The organism is Streptomyces sp. TLI_185, from assembly GCF_003814765.1.
GTDB lineage: Bacteria > Actinomycetota > Actinomycetes > Streptomycetales > Streptomycetaceae > Streptomyces.
In genome coordinates, this window is record NZ_RKRB01000001.1 from 9,226,571 (window position 1) to 9,251,885 (window position 25,315).

Sequence of the window (25,315 nt, forward strand, 5' to 3'; positions counted from 1 at the left end):
CGCGGTCAGGCCCCCGTCGGGGCCACTGCGCGGCCGGTCTGCGGGGAGATCATGCCTGCGCACAGGCTGCGGGCGGCCAGGCCCTGTGCGATGCGGGGGATCGCGGCGACCGTGTTGGCGGGCCAGTCGTGCATGAGGATGACCTGCCCGTTGGTGAGCCGGGCGGCGGCGGCCACGATCGCATCCGTACTGGCGCCGTTCCAGTCCTGCGAGTCGACGTTCCAGAGGATCTCGGTCAGACCGTACTTGGCCTCCACGCCCTTCACCGTCGCGTTGGTCTCGCCGTAGGGCGGCCGGAACAGTCTCGGCGTGCCGCCGCCCGCGGCCGCGATGGCCTGCTGGGTGCGGGAGATCTCCGAGTCGATCTGCGCCTGGCCGAGCTGGGTCAGGTGCGGGTGGGTGTAGCTGTGGTTGCCGACCCACATGCCCGCGGAGACCTGGGCCTTGACCTGCGCGGGGTAGGCGGCGGCATACCGGCCCTCGTTGAACATCGTGGCCCGCAGCCCGCTCTGCTTCAGCGCGCCCAGCAGGGCCGGTATGTTGCTGGACGGGCCGTCGTCGAAGGTGAGTCCGACGTAGTCGTTGCAGGCGGCGGCCTGCGCCGGGGCGGCGTGGAGGGTGAGGGTGCCCGTGGCGGCCAGTGCGACGGCGGCCAGGGCCGTCGTCCGGGGACGTAACGGGAGACCTCGTCCGGTGCTCATCCCGACACCGTGATGTTGGAGCTGCCGCTGCTCTGGTAACCCTCGGTCGCGAGGATCATGTAGTACTTGAAGCTGCCGAGGGGCATTCCGGCGCGGGCCCAGGCGTCGAAGTGGTTGCCGGTGGTGATGGTGCCGCCGGTCCGCCTCGACTGCCGCACGCTCCAGTACTGGTTGAAGGTCCTGTTGCCCTCGACGGACGGGGCGTTGTACCGCGTCGTCTGGTAGATGTCGTACGTGCCGCCGTCGGTGGAGACGGTGCCCTTGTAGGCCCCCGTGGGCCGGTAGGTGCCCCAGTTGTCGACGATGTAGTACTCGACGAGGGGGTTGGACGTCCAGCCGTACAGCGACAGATAGCCGTTGCCGGACGGGTTGAAGCTGCCCGAGTAGCTCACGTTCCTGCGCGCGCCGTTGCTCCAGCCCTTGCCGGCGACGAAGTTGCCGGTGTTCCTCCAGCTGGTGCTGTAGTTGCCGCCGGAGTTCAGGGTCATGGAGACCGTGCCCTGCGCGTCGGTCCAGAACGAGTAGTAGAAGCCGTTGTTGGTGCCGGTCTGGTTCGTGGTGATGACCGTGGCGGCCCGGGCGGTGCCGGGCAGGGCCAGCGCCGCGGTGGTGCCCAGCAGCAGCGCGCAGGCGCCCCTGCGGCTCATCGGGTATGCGGGTGCGATGTCCATGTGCGGGGTTCCTCCTCGTGGTCCGAGGCCGGATTGAGGCCGGGTTTTGGTCCAAGAGTGTTGGCCTGTCCCCGTCAAGCGTCAATAGTTTCGGCAATGATCGCGAAACATTCGTTTTGTTATGCAGGGATTATTCACTGGCGTCCGCACTGGGTAGATCACATTCGGATATGAATCCTCGAATGTTTCGAAGGAGTTCCGGACCAAAAGAACTGGGGCAGGTGCCCAAGAAGGCACCTGCCCCAGCTGTGCGACGAACGTCAGCGCGCCACGCTCAGCGACAGCGCGAACCGACCCTCCTCGTCCGTCCACCAGTGGGCCAAGTCCAGCCCTGCAGCGGACAGTTCGGTGCGCACGCCCTCCTTGCGGAACTTCGCCGACACCTCGGTGCGCAGCTCCTCGCCCTCGTCGAAGTCGACGGCGAGGTCGAGTGCGGGGATCTTCACCGACTGCGCGGTGCGTGAGCGCAGGCGCATCTCGATCCACTCGTTGGCGGTGTCCCACAGGGCTACGTGGTCGTAGGCGCCGGGGTCGAAGTCGGCGCCCAGCTCGCGGTTGACGACGGCCAGGACGTTCTTGTTGAACGCCGCCGTCACACCGGCCGCGTCGTCGTACGCCCGGACCAGCACCTTCTCGTCCTTGACCAGGTCCGTGCCGAGCAGCAGCGCGTCACCGGGGGAGAGGAGGGAGCGGACCGAGGCGAAGAAGGCGGCCCGTTCGACCGGCAGCAGATTGCCGATCGTGCCGCCGAGGAACGCGATCAGCCGAGGGCCCGGCGTGTCCGGCAGCGTCACGCTTGCCGTGAAGTCGGCGATCAGCGCATGGACTTGGAGATCGGGACGCTCGGCGACGATCGCCTGCCCGGCCTGCGTGAGGGCGCTTTCGCTGACGTCGACGGGGACGTACGTGTGCAGGTCGGTCAGCGCATCCAGCAGGTAGCGCGTCTTCTCCGACGACCCCGAGCCGAGCTCGATCAGGGTGCGGGCGTGTGTCGCTGCGGCGATCTCGGCGGAGCGGGCGATGAGGATCTCCCGCTCGGCGCGCGTGGGGTAGTACTCGGGCAGCTCGGTGATCTGCTCGAACAGCTCGCTGCCGTGCGCGTCGTAGAACCACTTCGGCGGCAGCGTCTTGGGCGTGCCGGTGAGGCCCTGCAGGACGTCGGCGCGCAGGGCGGCGTCCGTGGCGTCCTCGGGCAGGGTGCGGGTGAGAAGGAACGGACTCACGTACGGGGCTCCTTCGGCAGTGCGGGGACCGAGGCGTCGCTCGGCTCCTTGAGGGGGGTGAGCAGCACGTCGGTGCGGCTCGCCGCGAGCAGGGTGCGGTCGGGGACCTCCTGCCAGTGCGGGTCGTCGTCGTAGGGCTCGGAGGCCACGACGGTGCTGCGGCCCGGCTGGGACAGGTACCAGAGGGTGTCGCCCCAGGTGGTGGCCGTGATGGTTTCGCCGTTGGTCAGCAGCAGGTTCAGCCGGGAGCCGGGGGCCGCCTCGGCGACCTCCACGACCGTGTCGGCCAGCGCCTGCGCCTCGTCGTCGCCGCCGCGCAGCCGCGCCAGGACCAGCGCCCACACGAGCGCCGAGTCGTTGCGGGCCTCCATCGACAGCACGTCGACCGCGGGCAGGCTCGCCACCAGGGGCGCCAGCGAGCCCGGCCACCCCTTGACGGCGCCGTTGTGGCTGAACAGCCAGGGCCCGGTGGCGTACGGCGCCGCCGCGGCCTCCGCGTCGGCGCCCGACAGGGTCGCATCCCGTACGGCGGCCAGGACGGCCCCCGAGCGCACGACGCGGGCCAGGTCGGCGAAGGACAGGTCGGCCCAGATGGGCCCGGCCCGGCGGTACCGGGCCGGCACCGGATCACCCTCGGCGTACCAACCCACCCCGAAACCATCGGCGTTGACCGTCCCGTACCGCTGTCGCCGCGGTGCCCACGACTGGCGGTAGAGGCTGTGCGCGGGCTCCACGAGGACGTGGCCGAGCGGTTCCTCCGGACCCAGATAGGCCAGGTGACGGCACATCAGACGTCTCCCACGGAGCGGGCGGTGCGGAACCCGGAGAAGATCTGCCGGCGGATCGGGTAGTCCCAGTTGCGGAACGTCCCTCGGCAGGCCACCGGGTCCACGGCGAACGAACCGCCGCGCAGCACCTTGTACTCCGGCCCGAAGAACACCTCCGAGTACTCCTTGTACGGGAAGGCCTCGAAGCCCGGGTACGGCGCGAGATCGCTCGACGTCCACTCCCACACGTCGCCGATCAACTGCCGTACACCGAGCGGGGATTCGCCCGCAGGGTAGCTGCCGGCCGGGGCCGGGCGCAGATGCCGCTGCCCGAGGTTGGCGTGCTCGGGTGCCGGGTCGGCATCGCCCCACGGGTAGCGCGTCGAGCGGCCGCTCGCGGGGTCGTGGCGGGCGGCCTTCTCCCACTCGGCCTCGGTGGGCAGCCGCCGTCCGGCCCAGCGGGCGTAGGCGTCGGCCTCGTACCAGCACACGTGCACGACCGGCTCGTCGGGCGGCACCACCTCGGTGACCCCGAAACGGCGCCGCAGCCACTGCTTGCCGTCACGGCGCCAGAACAGCGGGGCGTGCAGGGAATGCTCGCGGATGTGCGCCCAGCCCGCCTGCGTCCACCAGCGCTCGTTGTCGTAACCGCCGTCGTCGATGAACGCCTGGTAGGCGGCGTTGGTCACCGGCGTGGTGTCGATGAAAAAGGACGCCACCTCACGCCGGTGCGCGGGGCGTTCGTTGTCCAGCGCCCACGGCTCGGTGGAGGTGCCCATGGTGAACGGACCGCCGGGGACGAGGACTTCGGCCGGTCCGGTGAACAGCGGCACGGGGTCCGGGTCCGGGGCGGTCAGGGCCTGCGGCCCCCTGCGGAGCTGATGGGTGATCAGCATCGTCTCGTCGTGCTGCTGTTCGTGCTGCGCGATCATCCCGAAGGCGAAGCCCGCCTCCGTGAGTCTGGTCCCGTGGAAGTCGGCGCTCTCCAGCAGGTCCATCACCCGCCCGCGCACCTCGGCCGCATAGGTGCGGGCCTCGGCGGGCGGCAGCAGTGGCAGCGAGGGGCGTTCGGAGCGCGGGTGCTCGAAGGCGTCGTAGAGGCCGTCGATCTCGGGGCGCATCGCCTCCCGGCCGGCGACGGCCCGCAGCAGCCACAGCTCCTCCTGGTTGCCGATGTGCGCCAGGTCCCACACCAGCGGCGACATCAGCGGAGAGTGCTGCGCGGTCAGGTCGGGCTCCTCGACACAGCTGGTCAGGAGCGTGGTGCGGGCGCGAGCGGTGGTGAGTGTGGTGAGGGCCCGCTCGCGCAGGGTCTCTGCGTCGATCGAGGGTTCGTCGAGGGCGGGGTCGGTCATGATGTGCGGATGTCCTTCCCGTGCGGGCGCCGGTCGGTGCCGCGCACCCGGTCCAGCAGGTCGTCGGCGGGGCTGCGGCCCTGCATGACATAGCGGTCCAGGTACGCCGCCACGGCGTCCGTGATCTGGGTGGTGGCGCCGAGCCGGGGCAGGGCCTCGAGCGCTGCCGTGAAGCAGGCGACGGCCGCCTCGTGCAACTCAGGGTCGGCCAGGCCGTTGCGGGCCGCGTCGATCCACAGCGGATTGTGCGGCGCCGGCAGCGTGAGCGACCGTTCGGCCAGGGGCTTCACGGTGCGGTACGCGGTCTCGGCGGCCTCCGGGTCGTCGAAGAGCGCCGTCGTCACGGCGAGCGGGACGATCCACCCGTCGTCGCCGGGCTGTGCGTCGATCATGCGCAGTTCGAGGAAGCCACGCGGTCTGACCGGCGGGAACAGCGTCGTGATGTGGTAGTCGAGGTCCTCGCGGGTGGGCGGCCGCGGCGCTCCCGACCTGGTCCACTCCCGGAAGGTCAGCCCCTCCGGAACATCCCAGGGCCCGTCGTCCCCTCGTATGCACATCACCGGCGCGTCCAGGACGTGCCGGGCCCATGCCGCGCGCGGGTCCCCGTCCAGCGTGGGTGCGCCCGCGCGGCCGGGGCCGATCTCCAGCCACAGCAGCTGCCGGGTGGAGCGCCAGCCGGTGGGTTCGCGCCGGGCCAGCGGGGAGTTGGCGAAGGCGGCCACCAGGACCGCGCCCAGCTGGTGTGCCAGCCACCAGCGCCGGCCGTGACCGAGGGGGCCGGGCTCCTCGTATCCGGCGTCCAGGCAGACCTGGACGGAGGCCGAGGTGCACATCATGCGGCGGCCGGACGGGCCGGTGCGGTCCAGGCACGTCTCCATGGCGTCGTAGCGCCGTTCGTGCAGGAACCGGCGGGGCGGATGCCAGGGGTCGTGACCGATGCCGACGAGGCCCAGATCCTGCCGGGCGAGGGCCGAGCGGACGGCGTCGAGGTCGGCGGAGACGGTACCGATGCACTCCATCAGGGAGGTGGCGGGCGGGGAGCTCAGCTCCAGCTGGCCGCCGGGCTCTATGGTGAGCGCCGACCTCAGGGGCACGGTCCGCAGTGCGGCGTAGGCCGCTTCGAGTCGTTCGGGTGTGACGGGGAGCTGCGGTGTGCGCAGCTCGTGGACGAGCCATTCCACTTCGACCCCGACAGTGCGGGGTGGGCCGGTCTTGAAACAGATGCCCCGGACCAGTGCCTCCACCTCAGGTGGGGTGAGGGCGGTGCGGGGCTCCCTACAGTCGCTCGCCGGAGCGGCGCTCGACGTATCAGACATGTCGGAAACCTCCTGAGATTCGACCGTGCCGCCGACCCGGCCCGTCAGGTGCCCGGACGGCAGCACTCGTCCCACCCAAGACCCTCCCGCCGCATCGCACAAGGGTGCGTATCGGCATGTTCCGGCTCGGTAATCTCCTCGTTCCGGGCGTTTCCTCTGGCTTTCCTGGGCGTTCGTGGACACGGAAAAACTCTGTTGCACCGCATGTCCAGGATCGCCCACGATTCGTGCATGAGCACGACGGGGGAGCGCGCACGGCGCGCGAGCGTGGCGCACACGGGGGTGGCGCCATGAGCGCGCGCCTGCGCGGCGTCGCGCAGCAGACGGAACAGATCGTGGCGGCGGGTGCCTATCGGGCGTCCGACGGGCGCGAGGTGTCCATTGCCACGGCCGTGGAGGCGGCGCGGGCCGGTACGCGGATGCACGGGCCGGACCCGGTGCAAGTGTCACCGACCGCCGATGCCGACACGTTCTTCGAGGTCACCGGCGAGAGCAGCCTGGAGGCGGCGCGCCGGCTGGGCGGGAAGGTGGCGGTGCTGAACTTCGCCTCGGCCCGCAACCCGGGCGGCGGTTTCCTGAACGGCGCCCAGGCCCAGGAAGAGGCCCTGTGCCGCGCCTCCGCGCTGTACACGTGCCTGCTGCGGGCTCCGGAGTTCTACGACCACCACCGCACCCACCGCGATCCGTTCTACACCGACCGGGTCATCCACTCTCCGGCGGTGCCCGTCTTCCGTGACGACCGCGGCCGCCTGCTGGACGAGCCGTGCACTGCGGGCTTCCTGACGGCCGCCGCCCCGAATGCGGGAGTGATCAGGCGTACGGCGCCGCAGCGCGCCGCCGAACTGCCGCAGGCCCTGGCCGTCCGCGCCGGGCGGGTGCTGGAGACGGCCGCGGCCCACGGCTACCGGCAGCTGGTGCTGGGCGCATGGGGCTGCGGGGTCTTCCAGAACGACCCGGCGCAGGTGGCGGGCGCTTTCAGGGCGCTGCTCGGCCCCGACGGCCGGTTCGCCCGGGTCTTCGACCGCGTGACCTTCGGGGTCCTGGACCGCACGACGGGCCATACGGTCCGAGGGGCGTTCGCGCGGGCGTTTCCGGCGGCCCAGTCGCAGTCGAGTGGGTGAGTCCCCCGCAGACGGGGGATGCTGCGGGGGACTCATACAAGAAGACGGACGAAACACGGTCCGAGTTCCCGGGCTTCAGAACTTTGCTTCTCGTTGCTTTCGCACAGGTCCTGTGGGTCCAGGTCCTGTGGATGCGGTCATGGGTCCAGGTCCTGTCGGTCCAGGTCCTGTGGGTCCGCGTGCGGTGCGGCCTCAGGGAGACTGGCCGATCTGCAGGCCGGGGCGGCGGCGGTGGACCGTCAGGTAGGCGAGGCCGTCGTCTCCCGCCGTGATGCTGCGGGTGGAGCCATGGGGGAGCCAGAGCAGGGTGCCCGTGGTCAGCGACTGCGGCTCGTCCCTCGGACCCGCGCCGAGGACGCCGTCGCCTGCGACGACGAGCACCAGTACGTCCAGGTCCGGTTCCGCGTGCGGGGCGACATGGCGGCCCGGAGTCAACCGGACCAGATTGGCGTCGAGTTGGCGTCCGCTCTCGGTGAGCTTCCACAGCACCGCGACATCGCTGGAAGCGGTGGCGGTCAAGGCGTCGGTACTGCACAGGATGCGCGGCATCGCCGCCTCCGCCTCCCGGCCGACCTGCCTCTCGGCCTTGCTCATCGGCTCCCCTCCATCTGTCCGCCTTCGCCGGCGCCGCCGCTTGCCCACCAATTATTACAAGTATTATTTGGAGAAAATGAGTGCAGGTGGGAGGGGAGTGAGGGGCATGCCCGGGGCGCACAGGAGCACGCGCCGTCGCGAAGTCCTCGACGTACTGCGCACGGCCGCGGCCCCGCTCGGTGTCGCGGAGGCGGCCGAGCGTATCGGCGTCCACCCCAACACCGTCCGCTTCCACCTGGAGGCGCTGGCCGGGGAGGGGCTCGTCGAGCGGCATGTACTGGAGCCTTCCGGGCCCGGGCGCCCGCGCACCGTCTATGCCCCGACGCAGGGCATGGACCGTGGCGGAACCCGCGGCTATCGGCTGCTCGCGCAGATGCTGCTCAGCCGGATTGCCGCCACGGGGCCCGACGCGCGTTCCACCGCGACGGAGGCCGGCCGGGCCTGGGGTCGTTCCCTGGTCGAGCCACCGTCCCCGTCCCGGCGGCCCACCGCCGAGGAGTCGGCCGGCCAACTCGTCGAGCTGCTGGACGGCCTCGGCTTCGCCCCGGACCCGGAAGGCGGGAGGGTGCCGTCGCGGATCCGGCTGCGGCACTGCCCCTTCCTGGAACTCGCCGAGGAGTACGGCCAGTTGGTCTGCCCGCTCCATCTGGCCCTGATGCAGGGCGCGTTGGCCGAGCTGCGTGCCCCGCTGGCCGCGACCGGTCTGGAACCGTTCGCCGAACCCGATGCATGCGTGGCCCATCTGGCGCCGGCGCCGCAGCAGACAGCAGAAAGGCATGCTTGATGTACCCCACGTGGGCCGCAGTGGCGGTCGCGGTCACCTTCGTCTGGCTCGGCATGGTGCTGGCGATCTCCTTCCTGGAAGCACCGCTGAAGTTCCGCGCGCCGGGCGTGACGATTCCCATCGGGCTGGGGATCGGGCGGCTGGTCTTCCGGGCGCTGAACCTCGTCGAGGCCGTGCTCGCCGTCGCGGTCGTGGCCGCCGCCGTCGCGGCGGGCGATCCGCCCGGCCGGGTCGTGGGGCCGGTCGCTGCCGCAGCGGCCCTGCTCCTCGCGCAACTGCTCGTGGTACGCCCGCGCCTCAACCGCAGGTCGGACCGGGTCCTGGCGGGTGAGGACCTGCCCCGCTCGCGCGACCACCTGTACTACGTGGCGCTGGAGGCCGCCAAGGTCGCGGCGCTGATCGCCCTGGGGATCGGTCTGCTGACTGTCGGGTGAGTGAACCTTGTTCGGGCCGAACGGGTCTTGTCAGTCGGTGCGGGCGTCGCGAGACCGTCCGTGACCAGCGAAACCCACTTGCGCCGCCCCGATAGCATGTTCGAGCTCACGACGATCGCCGTCATGGTCCGCCCTCTACCGAAAAACCATGCCATCCAGCACGAAAAGCGACCTGACTAACCAACATCTAAAAAATCGGCCAGCCAATTGATACCCAGAGAATCGCGGTTGTTCTCGCGAACAAGATCCAGTTTTTCCGCCGCCACCTGGTGGCGGCCGCGGACGCTGCTGTGGACCGCGGCGGGTGTAGTGGTGCTCGGATTCCTCATCGCGTTGGAGGTCGCCGCGCGCCACTACGGCCTGCCGGGGCCACTCACGACCCAGGCGCAAGAGGTGGTACTGCCCCCGAAATCGGGTTTCCTCCTCTACGCCAGCATGGGTTTGATGATGGTGGTGCTCACCCGGCGGCAACGGTTCATCGCGGCTGGTTGTGCTCTCGGCATCGACGCCGTCTTCATGCTGGTGCGATGGGCGTTCGACATCAAGGTGACCGACGGCCACCCCTTCGGGAACGGCGCGTTGTGGGTGATCCTGGGCTGTGCGGTCATCGCCGTCACCCGCCGTACCGGCCAGGAGCGGCTCCTGCTGCTGAAGGGAGTCGGCCTGGCCCTGCTGCTGGTGGCCGGCCGCAAGACCGGTGACACCTGGCTGCTCATCACCTCGAAGACGCGCCCCGCGGTGCTCGACCAGTACGTGGCCACCGCCGATCATGCGCTGGGTGAACCGTCCTGGCTCGTGGGCCGACTGGTCACGGCCACGGGCCCGTTCGGCTTCCACCTCCTCGACCTCGTCTACGGCCAGCTCGCGGTGGCCGCGGTCGTCGTCGCGCTGTACCAACTGCGCAACGTGGCGGCCGAGCGTCGCTTCCCGGCTCATCATCTGGTGCGCACGTTTTTGGTGATCGGCCTGATCGGGCCGGCCATCTACATGATCTTCCCGGTGGTCGGACCGATCTTCGCCTACGGCAACGGCATCGAGCACTGGCCGGCGGTCCATCCGTGGCCGGGGCAACCGCCCACCGGCCAGTGGGCCTTGGCCAACGTGTGGCCGGACACGCCGCCGTCGCTCGACTCCCCGCATCCGATGCCGTTCGACGCGTTCACCCCGCGCAACTGCATGCCCAGCCTGCACACTGCGTGGGCCACCACGATCTTCATCCACTCCCGTAAGGCCCCACGGCCCATGCGCTTCGCCGGCACCTTCTGGCTGCTTGCCACGCTCTGCGCCACGCTGGGATTCGGCTATCACTACGGCGCGGACCTCATAGCCGGCGTGGTGTTCACACTCACGATCGAGTCGGCCCTGCGCGCCCACGGCCGCGGCTGGGACCGATCGGGGATCCAGCTGGTCGCCTACGGCACGACGGTCTTCGCAGCGCTCCTGGTGTCCTATCGCTATCTGCCGGTGGAGATGGCCAGGCATCCCTGGGTGTTCGGGCCACTGCTCATTCTGGCGCTGACCTCAGTGATCTACGGCTATGTGCGGACCACCAAAGCATGGGAACCGGCGGTCGCAGCGGTGCGGCAACCGGAGCCGCAACCCGAGCCGGCTTGAGCCGCGTTGCCTCAGCGTGCCGGGTCCCGCCGTGTACCCGCCAGCCCGTCGATCATCAGGCCGATGGTGAAGTCGAAGCGGTCGTGGAGGGTTCCGGCGGTGAGTTCGGCGGCGTGGCGCTTGGTCTGGGGGAAGGTGTCGGGCAGCGCGGCGAATCGGCGCAGCAGTTCGTCGCGGCTGACAACCCAGTCGTCGTCGCTGCGGCTGATCCGGCGGTTCGCCAGGGACACCTCGAGGCTGTAGGCGTTGACGTAGAGCGTCAGTGAGTCGATCGCCCAGGCGGCGGCCTGCGGCTCGATCCCGCCGGCGAGCAGGATGGCGAGCATTCCCTCGCCGACGCGCAGCGTGTCCAGATTCGACGGAGCGGCGGCGAAGGCCGCCTGGGAGATACCCGGGTAACGCAGGTACTGGTCGCGCAGTTCGGTGCACACCCGGATGATCTGCTGCCGCCAGATCGCGGGGTCCGGCTCGGGCAGGTCGATCTCGGCGCACAGGCGGCCGATGAGCAGCTCGTCCAGGTCCTCCTTGTTGACCACGTGGGCGTAGAGCGACGACGGTCCCGTCTCCAGCGCGGTGGCCACGCGCCGCATCGTCAGGGCTTCGTAGCCTTCTTCTTCCACGATGCCGAACGCGGTGCTGATGATGGTGTCGACCGTGATCGGCTTCTTGCGCCCGCCGGACGGTCCACGCCGGGCGGCCGGTGCACTCGGGCCGCTGCCGAGCTGGTGCCGCGCTGCGCGCCGTTCCTGTGGAGTCGGTGACATGCAGGCAGTCTAGCGGATCTACGAACAGTGTTCTATGTCACTAGGAACACTGTTCGTATTGTTAGGAACGGTGCTCCGATGTAGAACAGTGTTCGTGTCCATTGACCAGCGCTCATCTCAAGCGCCCACCATTCCCACGCTGCCGCTGCGCACCGCGTGGCTCGTACTGACCGTCGTCGTCCTGGCCGACCTCATGGACCTGATCGACTCCAGCATTGCCAATCTCGCCGGCCCGTCCATCCGCGCCGATCTCGGTGGCGGCCAGGTGACCGTGCAGTGGGTGCTGAGCGCCTACACCGCCGCCTTCGCGCTCGGCCTGGTGACCTCAGGACGGCTCGGGGACCTGCTCGGGCGCCGACGGCTGTTCCTGCTCGGTATGACGGGCTTCACCCTGGCCTCGCTGGCCTGCGGCCTCGCCCCCGATGTGGTGTTCCTGATCGTCGCGCGCACGCTCCAGGGCCTGTGCGGATCGGTCATGATCCCGCAGGGTCTGGCCCTGGTGAAGGTCGTCTTCCCGCCCCAGCACCTGCGCAAGGCCCTGACCCCGGTCGGCCCGCTGATGGGCCTGACCATGGTGGCCGGGCCCATCCTGGCCGGCTGGCTGCTCCACCTGGACCTGTTCGGCAGCCAGTGGCGCTCCATCTTCCTGATCAACGTCCCGTTCGGCGTCCTCGCCGCCGTACTCGGATGGCGCGTCCTGCCCCGCCGCGGCGGGGAGGACCCGGCCGCCCGCCTCGACCTCACCGGCGTCGGCCTGCTCACCGCGGCCTCGGCCCTGCTCATCGTCCCGCTCATCCAGGGCCGCGAACTCGGCTGGCCCTCCTGGACCTACGTCATGATGGCCGCCGCGGTCGTCCTGTTCGCCCTGTTCGTCGTCTCCCAACGGCGCAGCGAGCACCCGGTCATCACACCGTCGCTCTTCCGCAAGCGCAGCTTCGTCGTCGGCCTGGTGATCGTGGCCGGGTTCTACGCCTCACTCAGCGCGTTCGTCCTCGTGATCAACCTGCTGCTGCAGCAGGGCATGCACTGGACGCCGCTGCACACCGGCCTCACCCTGATCCCCTGGGCCCTCGGCACCGCCGTCGCCGTCCTGCTGGCCGGCGCCGTGCTCGCCGAGAAACTGGGACGCGCCACCCTGCACCTGGGCCTTGCCCTCGCCGTCATCGGCCTGCTGGCCGACTGGTGGTCCCTCGCGCACTGGGGCGCCGGCATCACCGTCTGGAAGCTGGCGCCCGCGCTGCTGCTCACCGGCTTCGGCTCCGGGCTGGTGTTCGTCCCGCTGGTCGACTTCATCATCGGCGACGCCACGGCCGAGGAGGTCGGCACCGGCGCCGGCCTGCTCAACGCCGTCCAGCAGTTCGCCGGCGCCATCGGCGTCGCCGCCCTCGGCACGGTGTTCTTCGCCTGGGTCGGGCACCCGTCCGTCCACTCCTACTTCGCCGCCGCAGAACTGGTCTTCGGCATCGCCGCGGGCCTGAACCTCCTGACGCTGCTGCTGGTGGGCCTGCTGCCCAAGCACGCCCAGCAGGCGCACGGCTGATGACGGACCGCCGCCACGAGTCCCGCGCCGACCTCACGAGGCACTTGGATCGAGCAATGGCGTCCGGTCCGGCGAGGCCGTACGCTCAGCTCCAGCCGTAGCGCTCCGCCAGCCGCTGCCGCACCAGGTTGAACCGCCCCCGGTCCAGGGCGCAGGCCTCCCGGCGCATGCCGTCCTCGTGCAGCCGCAGCACCCGGTCCACGTCGATCCAGGAGTCGCGCCCCGACCGGTCCCAGGGCCCGCTGCCGATCGCCACCCACTCCCGGTCGCCGTCGTGCCGCTTGCTGGACAGCTGCACGGCGAGCAGGGTGCCGGCGCTCTCGCGGGCGACGACGAGCACCGGGCGGTCCTTGCCGCGGCCGTCGTTCTCCTCGAAGGGCACCCAGGTCCACACGATCTCGCCGGGGTCGGGGTCGCCGTCGTGCGCGGGGGAGTACTCCGTACGCACCCTGCCGACCTGACGGGGGTCGGCCTCGGTGGTGGCGGTGGGGCCGAAGCGGCCCGGGACGTTCTCATCGGTAAACGCAGTCACGCAGGCACCTTAGAGGCACGGGGCAGCTCAGCAGGCCGGGGGCCCTCCAAACCGAGGGCCCCCGGGGGCTGCTGTCGTACCTGCGTCGGTACGGCTATCCCTCCTTCTCCACCGGCACCTTCTGCGACGGCGGTGCCGCGATCCCGTTCAGGGACGGTGAAGTCCCGTGCGGGGTCTGCCCGTTCTGGTTCATCGAGGCCAGCAGCTGGCGGGCCAGACCGAGGCCGGTGCCGCCCATGGTGAGTGCCTTGGCGAGCATGTCGGCCATGCCGTCCGCGCCGTTGAGCACCACCATGTTGTCGACGCTGCCGAACGCGGACGCGCCCGCCTTGACGATCTCCGGCCAGTTCTCGGCGAGTTGCTGGGCGACGACCGCCTCCTGGTTCTCGGCCAGGGCCGCGGCCCGCGCCTTGATGGCCTCCGCCTCGGCTAGCCCCTTGGCCTTGGTCGCCTCGGCGTCCGCCAGACCCTTGGCCTGCGCGGCGGCCGCCTCGGCCTCACCGGTGGCCTTGGTCGCCGTGGCGGCCGCGGCACCCCGTGCCTTGGTCGCCTCGGCCTCCGCGCTCGCGGCCGTCTTGACCCGGGTCGCCTCGGCGGCGGCCGCCAGCTCGGTCTCCTTCGCCTTGGCCTGCGCCGCCGAGATCCGCGCGTCGCGCTCGGCCTCGGCCAGCGTGCGCTTCTCGTAGGCCTTGGCGTCCGCGGGCTTGCGGACGTCCGCCTGGAGCTGCTGCTCCCGCCGGTGCGCCTCGAGTTCGGCGACCCGGGTCTCCTGGACGACGACCTCCTGCCGGGCCGCGGCATCGGCGAGCGGACCCGCCTGCCGCGCCTGCGCGGCCGCCTTGTCCCGCTGGGCCTGGTAACCGGCCTGCAGGATCTCGCTGTCCCGGGTCGCCTCCGCCATCCGTGCGAACGACTGCTGCTCGGCCTCCGTGGCCAGCCGGTTCGACTCCGCCTGCGCGATCCGTGCGTCCCGCTGGACGGCGGAGGCGTGCGGTGCGGCCAGATTCTGGATGTACCCGGTCGGGTCCTCGATCTCATGGATCTGCAGGGAGTCCACGATGAGCCCCAGCTTCTCCATCTCCGTGCCGCAGGCGGCCCGGGTCTGCGCGGTGAGCTTCTCCCGGTCGCGGATCATGTCCTCGACGGTCAACCCGCCGACGATGGACCGCAGATGACCGGCGAACACGTTGTGCACCCGCTCCGCCATCAGCTTCTGCTGGTCGAGGAAGCGGCGGGACGCGTTCGCGATCGACACGTAGTCGTCGCCCACCTTGAAGATGACCACGCCCCGCACCTTGAGCGGAATGCCCTGGTGGGTCACGCAGTCCACATGCAGTTCGGTCTCGTTCAGGTCGAGCGAGAGCTTGCGCACCGCCTGCACACCGGGCAGCACCAGCGTGCCGCGCCCGGTGACGATGCGGAATCCCATCCCTTCCCCGAGCCCCTCCGTCTTGTGCTTCGATCCGGAGATGACGAGCGCCTCATTGGGCTCGGCGACGCGCCACATGAGCTTGAACAGACCGATCAGAACGAGAATGGAGGCAACCACCACTCCCGCAACGACGCCGACAACCATCGGCATACGCCCCCTTTGCATGGTGCCCTTTCGGCACCGACGAAGGGAGTGTGCTCCTGTGCGAGGCCGGGGAGAAGACGCCGGCGAATCCTTGTCGCGTTCTTGACGCGCCCGCCCTCACACCGCTCTCACCTGGGGCGGAGCATGCTCAACTGTCGTACGCGGCGCTGACGTAGACGGTCCTGGGCGGCAGGTACTCGACGACCATCACGACCGTGCCCCGCTCGATCCGGTCGGTTCCGGTGGCCGCGTACGCGAGGAAGTGCTCGGCCCCGCCCCGCACCCGGACGATCACCTCGCCGACGAGCCCGGGCCCGACCGTACCGGTGACCCGCCCCATGAGCCCGACCATCGACGCATCGTCCATGGTCACAGCGTACGGGCCGAACCCGCCTACACTGCCGGGGAGTCCGTGACGGCCCGCTGCGGCGGCCACGCCTCGTGCCAGCGCAGCTCAGCCTCCAACTGCGCGGCGAGCGAGATCAGCAAGGGCTCGCTGCCGGCCGGCCCGAGCAACTGCGCCCCGACAGGCAGCCCGCCGTTCACGAACCCGGCGGGCACATTGACTCCGGGCCAGCCCAGCACGTTCCACGGCCAGGCATACGGGCAGGCGGCGATCATCGCGCGGTCGGTGGCGAAACCGCTCAGCGCCAGCATCGCGCCGATGGGCGGCGGGGGAGCGGCGGTCGTCGGCGCGAGGACCACGTCGTACGACTCGAAGAAGGCGCCGATACGACGCTGCAGCACCGCCTCCGCACGCCGCGCCGCCCTCAGCGGTACCCCGCCGAGGAGCCGGCCCAGCCGGGCGGCCTCGCGGGTGCGCCGGTCGAGGAGTGCGGGGAAGGGAGCTTCGCTGACCCGCTCGGCTATCCCGGCGGTGGCGCGGGGGACGAAGGTGAGTCCGATCTGCCCGTAGGGCGGGTCGGCCTCCTCCACGACATGCCCCAACGCGCTGACCCTCTCCGCCAGTTGAAGCACGCGGGAGCGCACCTCAGGCTGCAGGCGCGCGGGCACGGCGGTGAACGGCGGCTTGAGGGAGAGCGCGATGCGCAGCCGCCCGGGCTCACGGCCCACCGCCTCCGAGGCGTTGATGGCCGCAGGCCGGTGCGGATCGAGCTCGTGGTTGCCGCTCGCCGCATCCAGCAGCAGGGCCGCGTCCGCGACCGTGCGGGCGAGGGTGCCGTTGACGGTGATGCCCTGGAACGACTCGCCGCGCGGCCAGGTGGAGATGCGGCCGCGCTGCGGCTTGATGCCGACGAGGTGGGTCCAGGAGGCGGGGATGCGCACGGATCCGGCGCCGTCCGAGCCGAGCGCGGCGGGCACGAGACCGGCCGCGACGGCGGCGGCAGACCCGCCGGACGAGCCGCCGGGCGTGTGCTCCGGATGCCACGGATTGCGGGTCGCGCCGAAAGCGGGCCCCTCGGTGAAGGGCCACTGCCCGAACTCGCAGGTGTTGGTCTTGCCGACGACGACGGCCCCGGCCGCGCGCAACCGCCGTACGGCCTCACCGTCCTCGGCGACCGGCGGGAACTCCCCGTCGCAGCCGAAGGCGGTCGGCTCCCCGGCCACGTCCATGTCGTCCTTGACGGCGACGGGTACGCCGAGCAGCGGTTTCCGCACCCCGGCGGACAGCTGCCCGTCCGCCGCGTCGGCCTCGGCCAGGGCGGCCTCGGCCCGCACGATCCGGAAGGCGTTCAGGGAGGGCTGCGTCGCCTCGATCCGCGCGAGCGCCTGCTCGACGAGTGCCCGGGAGGTGGTTTCCCCCTCGGCGAGAGCTCGGGCGGACTCCGTCAGGCCTGCGGCACGGTCGAGCGTCATGCGGGACACCTCTCCGGGACAGCATTGTCTACTGAACGGTAACGTCCAGCGGGCCTCTGCGGTACGGAGTCTCGAACATCCCTTCTCCCGGTGGCGGTTCGACGGGAACACAACCGTCACACAGGCGTCATCCAGTCCTGCTCAATCCATTGACGCACACAGGCCTCACCTTTACCTTCTGACCGAATTGCCGAACCATGTTCGATATTCCGGACATCACGGTTTTCGGTTGGACCAAGGAGCCGCACGTGAGCATTCGACCCCCCGCCCCGTCCCGCCGCGCCCTCCTGCGCGCGATGGCCGCCCTGCCCGCCTCGGCGCTCGTACTGGGCGAACTGCCCGGCCTGCTCGGCACGGCATCGGCCGCGGCACCGGCGAGCGGCTCCGCCACCCGCTACACCATCGTCCCGTTCCTCAACAGCAACGACGGCACAGTCAACGTCTACCAGTCCGACGACGCCACCGACTTCCGCCTCGTCCAGGCCTCGGCCTACACCCCGCCGAGCAACAGGATCCGCGACGCGAGCGTCTTCAAGCACACGGACGGCTACTACTACCTCACCTACACCACGCACACCTGGCAGGACGTCAGCACGACCATCGGCTTCGCCCGCAGCTCCGACCGCGTCAACTGGACGTTCCTGTACGACTACACGGTCCCGATCACCAACCTCTCCCGGGCGTGGGCGCCGGAGTGGTTCGTCGACAGTGACGGCAGCGTCAACGTCATAGTCTCCTGTTCGCTCACCACCGACGAGTGGATCTTCACGCCGTACCGCCTGAAGGCCACCAACTCGGCGCTCACGGCGTGGAGTTCACCTGTCGCCCTGTCCGGGATCGGCTCGAACCACATCGACACGTACATCGTGAAGATCGGCTCGACCTACCACGCGTTCACGAAGAACGAGACGGCCAAGTACATCGAGTACGGCACGGCGCCGAGCCTCACCGGCCCCTACACGATCACCAGAACCGGCGACTGGGCCGGCTGGGGCAGCTACCGCGAGGGCCCGTCCGTGATCCAGCTCGACAACGGCGGCTGGCGCATCTTCTTCGACGGCTACGGCGACGGCAACTACTACTACAGCGACAGCTACGACACCTTCGCGACCTGGTCCGCCCCGAAGGCACTGCCCTCCATCTCCGGTACGGCACGCCACTTCACGGTCATCAAGGAGACGGTGTCAGGCGGTCCGAGCCTGTCGAAGAACGTGACGCGCTCCTTCCAGTCGGCCAACTACACCACCCGCTACTGGCAGGAGCAGTCCTCCCTGCTCAACCTCCCGGTGGTGACCAGCTCCAGCACGAGCGCGGAGAAGACGGCATCGACCTTCACGGTCGTGGCGGGACTCGCCGATTCGAATGCCTTCTCCTTCCGCGACACGTCGGGCAACTTCCTGCGCCACTACGACTTCCGGGGCCGCTTCGACGCGAACGACGGCACGTCGACGTTCGCAAAGGACGCGACCTTCATTGCCAGGACAGGCACGGCATCGGGCTCGATCCGCTGGGAGTCGTACAACTATCCCGGCTACTACCTGCGGCACTACAACTACCAGCTGAGGGTGGAGGCGACGGCGGGGACGGATCTGTTCTGGCAGGACAGTTCGTTCACGCCGGTGGCATCCTGGGTCTGAGCCGCACCGCTGCTGACCTGGGTGCGGCTCCACTCCCGCACCTGGAGCCGGCCCATCGACACAGCCGTACTAGGCAGTGTCCGACGGGTCTGGTGACTGGACGGCGTCCGCGTAGGTCCACTGCGCGGACGTCATGTCCTTGCCGCTTTCGGCACCGCTTGCGCCAACCTGCACACCGGTGCCCGCCACGCGTGATCATCACGCTGGGATGTCGGAGAGCGGACTGCTGTACAGCGCCCTGCCCATGGGAGAGCTTTCGCCTGTGACGTGAGCGCGGATGGACGCGATGTAGTCGTCACGGCTGATGCGGCCGTCGCCATCGGTGTCCAGGGCAGTGAATGCTGTCTCGGCGTTGGTGGCCGGGTTGTTGAGTGCTGTGCGCAGGGCTGTGAACTCGCGGAGGTCGAGGGCGCCGTCATGGTTGGTGTCGGCGAGGTCGAAGAGGGCGGCGAGGACGGGTGCGCAGACGGTGTCGAACGCCTCGGCGCCGACCCATGCCGTGTACTCGTCGAAGGTCATCTTTCCGTCGCCGTCGGCGTCCATCGACGCCCACGCGCGCTCGTCGAGGGTGCGTGCGGTGACGACGAACTGGTCGTCGTCCTTGAGTCCCATGGCCAGCGCCACGCTCCTGGTGCGCGCCATGTATTCCTCCCTGGCGACGGCCCGGACGGCCGAGGGCCTACAGCAGCCGGCGGCGATCGCCACCGGGACGATCGTGGTTACCGGCTACCGGCTACCGGCTACCGGCCACCGCCCACGCGACCCAGGCGGCCAGCGCCGCTTTGCCCGCCTGTACAGCGATGTCCCGCTCCCGGCCCGGACTCGTGCACACCCGCCCTGTCGCCTGCCCCGCAGCCCGCACCTGGCGCCGCGTCCTTCGCGCCGCTGCTCGCATCACACGCAGGGCAGTTGAGGTGCCACCGGTCGTATGACCCGTGCCTTAGTACGGGTCAACTCGGGGGTCGTTTGCTGTCACAACCAGCCGTTGCGGCGAAAGGCCCGGTACAGCAGTCCCTGCTTCCAGCGCCATCACGGCCAGCGCGCACAGGTAGCCGTAGCGCCAGTCCAGTTCGGGCATGCGGGCGAAGTTCATGCCGTAGATCCCGGCGGTCATGGTGGGGATGGCGAAGATGGCCGCCCAGGCGCTGATGCGACGCCTGTCGTCGTTCTGCCAGGTGCCCACCTCCGCAAGATGGGCATCCAGGATGGCCGAGCAGATCGTCCAGGGCGCGGACCTCGGTGTCGGTGCGGGTGAGGTGGTCGGCGACGTCCCGGAAGTACGGCACGACCTGCGGCGGCCAGTCGTCCCGTGCCGTGGTGAAGGGCTGCAGGACGGGACCAGCGGCTGGATGGCGTCGCGGAACTCCACCACCTCCCGTTTGAGGGAGTGGATCTGCTCGGTCAGGTCCTCGTGGGCGGGCGAGAACACGCACCGCTGCAGGTCGGTCAGGTCCGTGCGTATCTGGGCCGCGGCCCGGGTGTAGGCGCGGTGATGTGTAGGCGCGGTGATTACGTCAGTCACCGCGTGCAGCACGCTGACAGGCCCGAGCCGGGCCATGTCGGGCTGCTGGGCGAGCCGCACGTCGCCGTAACGCTCCTGCTTGGGCCGCTGATGGGCGTGGACCGCGTCCTCGATGGCCAGGGGATGCAGCTTCAGGTACTGGCCCAGCCGCTGCTGCGCCCCCTGACCGGGTTCGGACAGCCGGATCCAGGCGAACTCGTCCGGCTTCAGTATCCCCAGACGCTCCAGGTGACCTCGCATCCCCCGTCCGCCTGCCGGCAGTCGATCTCCTCGCCCTCACCCGTCTTCTCTCGGTGGATCACACACTCCATGCCCTCTCGGATGCTTCCGCCCCCGCATTCCATGCTCTCGGGAACGCGAAGACCCGCCCCATGCTCTCGGGAACGCAAAGACCCGCCGCCGAAGCGGTGGGCCTGGTCGTCACAAGACCTTCACACGGCGGGCTGCTCGCCAGGGTCCCGGGGGGAAACCCGGCCAGGTGTCGCCGGCCGGAGGGACCTGCTGTGATCGTCGTCGCCGTGTTACTGCTGCCGCTCCTGGGAGTGCTGCTGTACGCCATGGACCGCATCGAGGACCGGTTGTCGGCCGGGTCGCCGGCGCCCCGCCACGCCCGGGGACGTCACCTGCGGCTGGTCCACGACGACGGCCCGGCCGCCGCCGAGCGCAGTGCGGCTGGGCAGAGCGCGCGGCGCGCCGATGCAGCGTGACGCGTCGAGACGAAGGCGGCTGCCGGGACCCGCGCCGATCGCCCCGTACTCTCCGCGCAGCCGAACAGGTTCCCTCGTGTCCGCCTTGCACCCGGTGATCGTCCATCCGTCCGACGGCGAAGGCGGCCGGCTGGTCCGCGTCGAGGGAACCGCCGCCGGACGCGCCTACGGCATGCGGGACATGGTCGCCATTTCTCCGGCGTGCCGGGCTGGAGGTGGGCTTGGCAGACGAAGACGAGATCGCCGCCTCCGCACGGATCGAGTGGCTCGGCGGAGGCGAAGGACGTGCCGGGGCCCTGAGTGCCCCGTCCGAGAACAGGGGAAGGGCCGCTTCGACCTCCCCAGGTTTCACGGCCCTTCCCCGGCCAGGCACCGTTGCGACTACCCGGACCATCCGCGCTCATGCCGCTCTTGCCGTGCCCGCACGGCAGCCGTCAGGTGCTCCTGCAGATCCGCCGGCATCGGCTTTCCGGTCGCGGCCGAGGTCACCGCGTCGGCGACCTCCCGCAGTTTGATGTCGGCGAGCTGCGAGACGGTCACCAGGATCTCCCACACATCCTCCGGCTGACAGGCGAAGCCCGCCATCAGCACTCCACAGGCCATGTCGATGACCGGCCGGCTCTCCATCGCATGCTCGAACTGCTCCTTCTCCCACAGCAGTTCCACGGCCTCACCCGGTGCGAGGCCCCCTCACCCGCCCTGACGGCGCCACGGCCGCCATCGACCGGGAACGCGTTTGCTGCTTCGGTGCGGGCCCGCCGAAACCTGTGCTGAGAAGGTCTCATGCCAAACGCCTGCCCCCGCGCCCGCCAGAACACCCGGCATGAGACAAGGCCGGTATGAGGGCCCTCCGGCCCTGGGCGCCGGAAGCGCGAAGAGGGAGCGTCGAGTTTCACATACCTGTCACCACTCCCGCAGCCGGAGCTGCCATGAGGAATGTGTCCCGCGCCGTCACCGCGGCGCGGATGACCGAGCTGGGCCGCAAGGAGTCCCTGGCGCTGCTGGCCAGCGTCCCGCTGGGCCGGGTCGGCTTCACCCAGCAGGCGTTGCCGGTGATCCGCCCGGTCAACCACGTGGTCGACGGCGACGCCGTTGTCATCGGCACCCAGGCCGGGTCGGTGCTGCTGTGCCACACCTCCGTTGCCGAGGTCGTGGTCTACGAGGCCGACCAGATCGATCCGCAGACCCGGACGGGCTGGAGCGTCATGGTCACCGGCCCCGCCACACCCGTCACCGCGCCACTGGAGGTGGTCCGCTACCAGGGACTCCTCACCCCCTGGGCCGACATGAGCATGCACCATGTCGTGCGCATCCGTGCCGAACTCGTCACCGGCTACCGCCTCGAGCACTGAACCAACGCGCGAGCATGCTTGGGCAGCGAGGACGCTCTCGGATTCCAGCCACCCCGATGTCCTGATTGGGCGGATGTATGGGGGTACTCGCCGGGTATGAAGCTGCATGTTCCTGGGCGGAAAGAGCACCACGGCAGTGACGAGGTCCCCCAGCGTGAGGCCCCGCCACCCGAGGAGGTGGGCCCCGGGCCCGCGGTCGAGGAACGCGCGCCGGATACCCCGACGCACCTGCCGAAGACGGCCTGGGGGGCGGTGCTCAAGGGCAGCCTGCGCGAGTTCAAGGACGACGAGCTGACCGACCGGGCCGCGGCGCTGACGTACTACGGTCTGCTGGCTCTCTTCCCGGCCCTGCTGGTGCTGGTGTCCCTGCTCGGCCTGGCCGGCAAGTCCGCCACCGACTCGGTGCTGAAGAACCTCCAGCAGTTCACCCCGGGCTCCGCACGCGACATCATCACCCGGGCCGTCACCCAGCTGCAGCACAACGCCGGCCTCGGCTCGATCATGGCCATCGTCGGCATCGTCCTGGCGCTGTGGTCGGCCTCCGGATATGTCGCCGCCTTCATCCGCGCCGCCAACGCCGTCTACGACATGCCCGAGGGCCGGCCGGTCTGGAAGGTCCTGCCGGTGCGGGTGGGCCTGACGGCCGTCCTCATGGTGCTCGCCGTCATCAGCGCCCTGATCGTCGTCTTCACCGGCACGCTGGCCCGCCAGGCCGGAAAGACCCTCGGGGTCGGCGACACCGCCGTGACCGTGTGGTCGATCGCGAAGTGGCCCGTCCTCGCGATCCTGGTCACGATCATGATCGCGCTGCTGTACTGGGCCACCCCGAACGCCCGGGTGAAGGGATTCCGGTGGATCACACCGGGCAGCTTCCTCGCCCTGGTCATCTGGCTGATCGTGTCCGCCGGCTTCGCGTTCTACGTCGCCAACTTCGCCTCCTACAACAAGACCTACGGCACCATGGCCGGCGTCATCGTCTTCCTCATCTGGCTGTGGATCACCAACCTGGCGATCCTGCTGGGCCTGGAGTTCGACGCCGAGACCGTCCGGCAGCGGGCCATCGCCGGCGGTCAGCCACCCGGCAAGGAGCCCTACACCCAGCCGCGCGACACCCGGAAATGGGACGAGCAGGACCTGCGCCGACTGGACGAATGAACGTCGGACAGTCCGAGCTGATTATCGCGTGACGCTTGGGGATATCCGCAGTTCATGAGGTTGCTGACGGGCTTGCATGAGGCCGACCGGGTTCTGACACAGCAGGCGGCTTCCCGCATCCCACGGCGCGTCGCCGAGGCGCTGTCGGCGGTGGAGGAATCCGCGGAGAGCACGAAGCTGTGGTGCGGTGCCGCCGCCGCGATGGTGTGGCTGGGCGGGCGGCGGGGCCGCCAGGCCGCGGCAGCCGGGATGGGGGCCATGGTGGTGGCGCAGCTGGCGTCTAACGGCCCGTGCAAGAAGCTCGCCGACCGCCCCAGGCCGCCCAAGGAGTGGATCCCGCACGACGAAGCAGACGATCGCCCCGACTCGTCCTCGTTCCCCTCCGGGCACACCGCGGCCGCGATCGCCTTCACCGCCGCCGTCACCCCCACCTGGCCGGCCGTCGGCGCGCTGTGCGCGGTGCCGACCGCCATGGTGGCCCTCGAACGGGTACAGTCCGGCGCCCACTACCCCAGCGACGTCGTCGCCGGCGCCGCCATCGGCCTGGCCGGCGCCTGGCTTGCACGCCATGCCCCGGCACGGCTCCTGCGCCATTGGCTCTGAGCGGCTCTGCCGAAGTTCGCTGAATGCTTTGATGCGGGTGCATGGCCGGTTCAGGGCCTGGTTGACGGCGGGTGCCCCTATGTCTTTGGTCAAGGGAAACAGTGCTGCGCTGAGCCCGGGTGCCGGGCAGCATGGTGGTGTGGCTGATCTGCTGTGGGATGACGTGAAGTGCTTCTTTGACCCGGACCTGGTGGGGTCGCTGCCGGACGTGCGTGTCCCGGATGCCTCGGTGGAGGACTGGCAGGTGGTCCTCGATCTTGTCGCGGAGAGGGGCTGGCAGTGCGAGTACTCCGAGGGAGAGACGGTGCTTCCGGTGCCTCGGGCGGAGGTCGTGCTGTCCCGTCCGGCGGATGCCGAGTGCCCGAACCTGCGGGTCTGGCCGGTTGCCGGTGTCTTGGTGATCTTCCGTTTCTATGCCGCCGATGAAGTCGATTTCGATGTCGACGTGCGGGAGTTGCAGGGCCAGGAGCGACTTGATGTGTTCTGCGGCTTCCTTCGGGAGATCGGGCGGCAGTTGGGTAAGCCGGTGCTGATGGATCCGGAGGGCGGCTATGGCCGTCCGGTGCTCGGCTTCGACGTCGAGGCTGATCGAGTCGTCCTCCTCGCGGAGCCGCTGGTCAGGTGACTGTGGCTGAGGGCTGGGGTTCGTAGAACGTGCCGTCGCGGAGCATCGCGAACAGGACATCGGCTCGACGCCGGGCGAGGCAGAGCAGGGCCTGGTGTGGTGTTGGCCCTGCGCGATCTTCTCTTCGTAGTAGGCCCGCGATGCAGGCTCGGCCAGGGCGCCGAACGCGGAGGAAGAAGGCCCGTTTGAGCTGCTTGTTTTCCCCTCCTGAAGGGCTGTCCGCCCCGGATCGAGGAGCCCGGGCTGCGGGTGGCCGGGGCGAGTCCGGCGTATGCGGTGAGGTGGTCGGCGGTCGGAAAAGTGCTGCCGTCGCCGACCTCGATCAGGATGCGGGCTCCGGTCCTGACGCCGACTCCCGGCATCGACGTCAGGACCTTCGGAAGAGGGTGGGTCTTCAGCAGTTCCTTGATCCGCCCGGCCAGCAGCTTGCGCTGGTCAAGGACGGCGGTCAGGGATCCGGCGAGGCTTGGAACGATCAGCGCGGCCTCGGTCACCGGAACGGTCACGGTGTGCTCATCCAGCGCGGCGAAAATCTCCTCAACCAGCCGCTCGGCCATCCTCGGCGCCTTCGGCTGCAGCAGCGTGACCAGCTGCCAACGGTCCGCCTTGCGTATCTGGGTCGGAGACCCGAACCGCTCCAACAGGGCAAGGACGGCCGGATGCTGCAACCGCGGCCCCAGGACCCGTTGCAGCAACGGATGGATCTGCGTCAGCAAGCCATGAAGCCTGTTCGCGACCCTCGTTGCCTCGGCGGCCAGGTCGTCGTCGAACCCGACGATCATCTCCAGCTCGGCGATCGTCTTGCCGGAGGCCCCATTGCGGAGCCACGAAAACGGTAACGGGGGGTCGTGTCGGTGGTGTGGCTGCAGAGCGAAGGCAGCGGTAGTTTGCCCGTGCAGCTGAA

26 protein-coding genes and 1 pseudogene are annotated in these 25,315 nt (G+C 69.9%); 11 read left to right on the top strand and 16 right to left on the bottom strand.

Translation table 11 applies throughout. The annotated features are described in order from the left end of the window. Positions 1-5: 5 nt before the first annotated feature. The 6 genes from EDD92_RS42320 to egtA all read right to left on the bottom strand — a co-directional run bounded on the left by EDD92_RS42320 (position 6) and on the right by egtA (position 6,033). Complete coding sequence (locus EDD92_RS42320) at positions 6-701, bottom strand: polysaccharide deacetylase family protein (protein ID WP_123969181.1); 696 nt, start codon at positions 699-701, stop codon at positions 6-8. Continuing rightward, positions 698-1,372: a glycoside hydrolase family 11 protein gene (locus EDD92_RS42325; protein WP_123969182.1), complete on the bottom strand. Its 675-nt coding sequence runs from the start codon at positions 1,370-1,372 to the stop codon at positions 698-700. Before EDD92_RS42325 ends, EDD92_RS42320 begins: the two co-directional genes overlap by 4 nt. Before the next feature lie 260 nt (positions 1,373-1,632). Next, positions 1,633-2,595, bottom strand: coding sequence for an L-histidine N(alpha)-methyltransferase (gene egtD, locus EDD92_RS42330; RefSeq protein WP_123969183.1), 963 nt, complete (start codon positions 2,593-2,595; stop codon positions 1,633-1,635). Then, positions 2,592-3,383, bottom strand: a complete 792-nt coding sequence (egtC, locus tag EDD92_RS42335) for an ergothioneine biosynthesis protein EgtC (protein WP_030934982.1) — start codon at positions 3,381-3,383, stop codon at positions 2,592-2,594. The genes egtD and egtC overlap by 4 nt, the downstream gene beginning before the upstream one ends. Then, positions 3,383-4,717, bottom strand: coding sequence for an ergothioneine biosynthesis protein EgtB (gene egtB, locus EDD92_RS42340; protein WP_123969184.1), 1,335 nt, complete (start codon positions 4,715-4,717; stop codon positions 3,383-3,385). The genes egtC and egtB overlap by 1 nt, the downstream gene beginning before the upstream one ends. After that, positions 4,714-6,033 (bottom strand): ergothioneine biosynthesis glutamate--cysteine ligase EgtA, encoded by a 1,320-nt coding sequence (egtA, locus tag EDD92_RS42345; RefSeq protein WP_123970798.1) that lies wholly within the window; start codon positions 6,031-6,033, stop codon positions 4,714-4,716. Before egtA ends, egtB begins: the two co-directional genes overlap by 4 nt. A 290-nt stretch (positions 6,034-6,323) precedes the next feature. On the opposite strand from egtA, the gene EDD92_RS42350 reads away from it, so the two are divergent. Continuing rightward, positions 6,324-7,154 (top strand): TIGR02452 family protein, encoded by an 831-nt coding sequence (locus EDD92_RS42350; protein ID WP_123969185.1) that lies wholly within the window; start codon positions 6,324-6,326, stop codon positions 7,152-7,154. 192 nt (positions 7,155-7,346) lie between these two features. Here the strand turns inward: EDD92_RS42350 and EDD92_RS42360 are convergent, their stop codons facing one another. Beyond that, positions 7,347-7,748, bottom strand: a complete 402-nt coding sequence (locus EDD92_RS42360; RefSeq protein WP_123969186.1) for a hypothetical protein — start codon at positions 7,746-7,748, stop codon at positions 7,347-7,349. 106 nt (positions 7,749-7,854) lie between these two features. On the opposite strand from EDD92_RS42360, the gene EDD92_RS42365 reads away from it, so the two are divergent. The 3 genes from EDD92_RS42365 (at position 7,855) to EDD92_RS42375 (ending at position 10,580) form a co-directional block, all read left to right on the top strand. Beyond that, positions 7,855-8,532: a metalloregulator ArsR/SmtB family transcription factor gene (locus tag EDD92_RS42365; RefSeq protein WP_123969187.1), complete on the top strand. Its 678-nt coding sequence runs from the start codon at positions 7,855-7,857 to the stop codon at positions 8,530-8,532. After that, positions 8,532-8,966, top strand: coding sequence for a hypothetical protein (locus tag EDD92_RS42370; RefSeq protein ID WP_123969188.1), 435 nt, complete (start codon positions 8,532-8,534; stop codon positions 8,964-8,966). Before EDD92_RS42365 ends, EDD92_RS42370 begins: the two co-directional genes overlap by 1 nt. Positions 8,967-9,251: 285 nt before the next feature. Continuing rightward, positions 9,252-10,580 (top strand): phosphatase PAP2 family protein, encoded by a 1,329-nt coding sequence (locus EDD92_RS42375; RefSeq protein WP_123970799.1) that lies wholly within the window; start codon positions 9,252-9,254, stop codon positions 10,578-10,580. A gap of 11 nt (positions 10,581-10,591) precedes the next feature. Here the strand turns inward: EDD92_RS42375 and EDD92_RS42380 are convergent, their stop codons facing one another. Beyond that, positions 10,592-11,344: a TetR/AcrR family transcriptional regulator gene (locus tag EDD92_RS42380; protein WP_123969189.1), complete on the bottom strand. Its 753-nt coding sequence runs from the start codon at positions 11,342-11,344 to the stop codon at positions 10,592-10,594. Positions 11,345-11,438: 94 nt separating this feature from the next. On the opposite strand from EDD92_RS42380, the gene EDD92_RS42385 reads away from it, so the two are divergent. Next, on the top strand, positions 11,439-12,884 hold the full coding sequence (locus tag EDD92_RS42385) for a DHA2 family efflux MFS transporter permease subunit (protein ID WP_260327156.1): 1,446 nt from the start codon (positions 11,439-11,441) through the stop codon (positions 12,882-12,884). An 85-nt stretch (positions 12,885-12,969) separates the two neighbouring features. Here the strand turns inward: EDD92_RS42385 and EDD92_RS42390 are convergent, their stop codons facing one another. From EDD92_RS42390 to EDD92_RS42405, 4 genes are all read right to left on the bottom strand, one after another. After that, positions 12,970-13,416 (bottom strand): type II toxin-antitoxin system PemK/MazF family toxin, encoded by a 447-nt coding sequence (locus EDD92_RS42390; protein WP_123969191.1) that lies wholly within the window; start codon positions 13,414-13,416, stop codon positions 12,970-12,972. A 94-nt stretch (positions 13,417-13,510) separates the two neighbouring features. Beyond that, on the bottom strand, positions 13,511-14,998 hold the full coding sequence (locus tag EDD92_RS42395) for a flotillin family protein (protein WP_123969192.1): 1,488 nt from the start codon (positions 14,996-14,998) through the stop codon (positions 13,511-13,513). 142 nt (positions 14,999-15,140) lie between these two features. Continuing rightward, a complete protein-coding gene (locus EDD92_RS42400) occupies positions 15,141-15,359 on the bottom strand; it encodes a hypothetical protein (RefSeq protein ID WP_260327157.1) in 219 nt (72 codons plus the stop codon). A 26-nt stretch (positions 15,360-15,385) separates the two neighbouring features. Continuing rightward, the gene (locus tag EDD92_RS42405) at positions 15,386-16,810 is read right to left on the bottom strand and encodes an amidase (RefSeq protein ID WP_123969193.1); all 1,425 of its coding nucleotides are present in this window, start codon (positions 16,808-16,810) and stop codon (positions 15,386-15,388) included. Positions 16,811-17,058: 248 nt separating this feature from the next. On the opposite strand from EDD92_RS42405, the gene EDD92_RS42410 reads away from it, so the two are divergent. Next, the gene (locus tag EDD92_RS42410) at positions 17,059-18,447 is read left to right on the top strand and encodes a glycoside hydrolase family 43 protein (RefSeq protein ID WP_123969194.1); all 1,389 of its coding nucleotides are present in this window, start codon (positions 17,059-17,061) and stop codon (positions 18,445-18,447) included. A gap of 198 nt (positions 18,448-18,645) precedes the next feature. Here EDD92_RS42410 and EDD92_RS42415 read toward each other — a convergent pair whose 3' ends face one another. After that, a complete protein-coding gene (locus EDD92_RS42415) occupies positions 18,646-19,089 on the bottom strand; it encodes an EF-hand domain-containing protein (RefSeq protein WP_123969195.1) in 444 nt (147 codons plus the stop codon). A gap of 298 nt (positions 19,090-19,387) precedes the next feature. Further along, positions 19,388-20,209 (bottom strand): CorA family divalent cation transporter, encoded by an 822-nt coding sequence (locus EDD92_RS42420; protein ID WP_260327158.1) that lies wholly within the window; start codon positions 20,207-20,209, stop codon positions 19,388-19,390. Between the two features lie 263 nt (positions 20,210-20,472). Between EDD92_RS42420 and EDD92_RS42425 the strand changes: the two genes are divergently transcribed. Further along, entirely contained in the window at positions 20,473-20,676 is a 204-nt protein-coding gene (locus EDD92_RS42425; RefSeq protein WP_123969196.1) for a hypothetical protein, read from the top strand. A 381-nt stretch (positions 20,677-21,057) separates the two neighbouring features. Here the strand turns inward: EDD92_RS42425 and EDD92_RS42435 are convergent, their stop codons facing one another. Continuing rightward, entirely contained in the window at positions 21,058-21,342 is a 285-nt protein-coding gene (locus EDD92_RS42435; protein ID WP_123969197.1) for an ANTAR domain-containing protein, read from the bottom strand. Between the two features lie 263 nt (positions 21,343-21,605). On the opposite strand from EDD92_RS42435, the gene EDD92_RS42440 reads away from it, so the two are divergent. The 4 genes from EDD92_RS42440 to EDD92_RS42455 all read left to right on the top strand — a co-directional run bounded on the left by EDD92_RS42440 (position 21,606) and on the right by EDD92_RS42455 (position 24,411). Then, a complete protein-coding gene (locus EDD92_RS42440; RefSeq protein WP_123969198.1) occupies positions 21,606-22,028 on the top strand; it encodes a pyridoxamine 5'-phosphate oxidase family protein in 423 nt (140 codons plus the stop codon). Between the two features lie 96 nt (positions 22,029-22,124). Further along, complete coding sequence (locus EDD92_RS42445; protein WP_123969199.1) at positions 22,125-23,183, top strand: YihY/virulence factor BrkB family protein; 1,059 nt, start codon at positions 22,125-22,127, stop codon at positions 23,181-23,183. 54 nt (positions 23,184-23,237) lie between these two features. Next, positions 23,238-23,786, top strand: coding sequence for a phosphatase PAP2 family protein (locus EDD92_RS42450; RefSeq protein WP_123969200.1), 549 nt, complete (start codon positions 23,238-23,240; stop codon positions 23,784-23,786). A gap of 139 nt (positions 23,787-23,925) precedes the next feature. After that, positions 23,926-24,411 carry a hypothetical protein gene (locus EDD92_RS42455; RefSeq protein WP_185124309.1) on the top strand — a complete coding sequence of 162 codons (486 nt, stop codon included), beginning with the start codon at positions 23,926-23,928 and terminating at the stop codon, positions 24,409-24,411. On the opposite strand, the pseudogene EDD92_RS42460 reads toward EDD92_RS42455, so the two are convergent. Next, positions 24,404-25,205 (bottom strand): annotated as a pseudogene (locus EDD92_RS42460) (transposase); the annotation flags it as partial. The gene EDD92_RS42455 and the pseudogene EDD92_RS42460 sit on opposite strands and share 8 nt — an antisense overlap. Positions 25,206-25,315 lie beyond the last annotated feature (110 nt).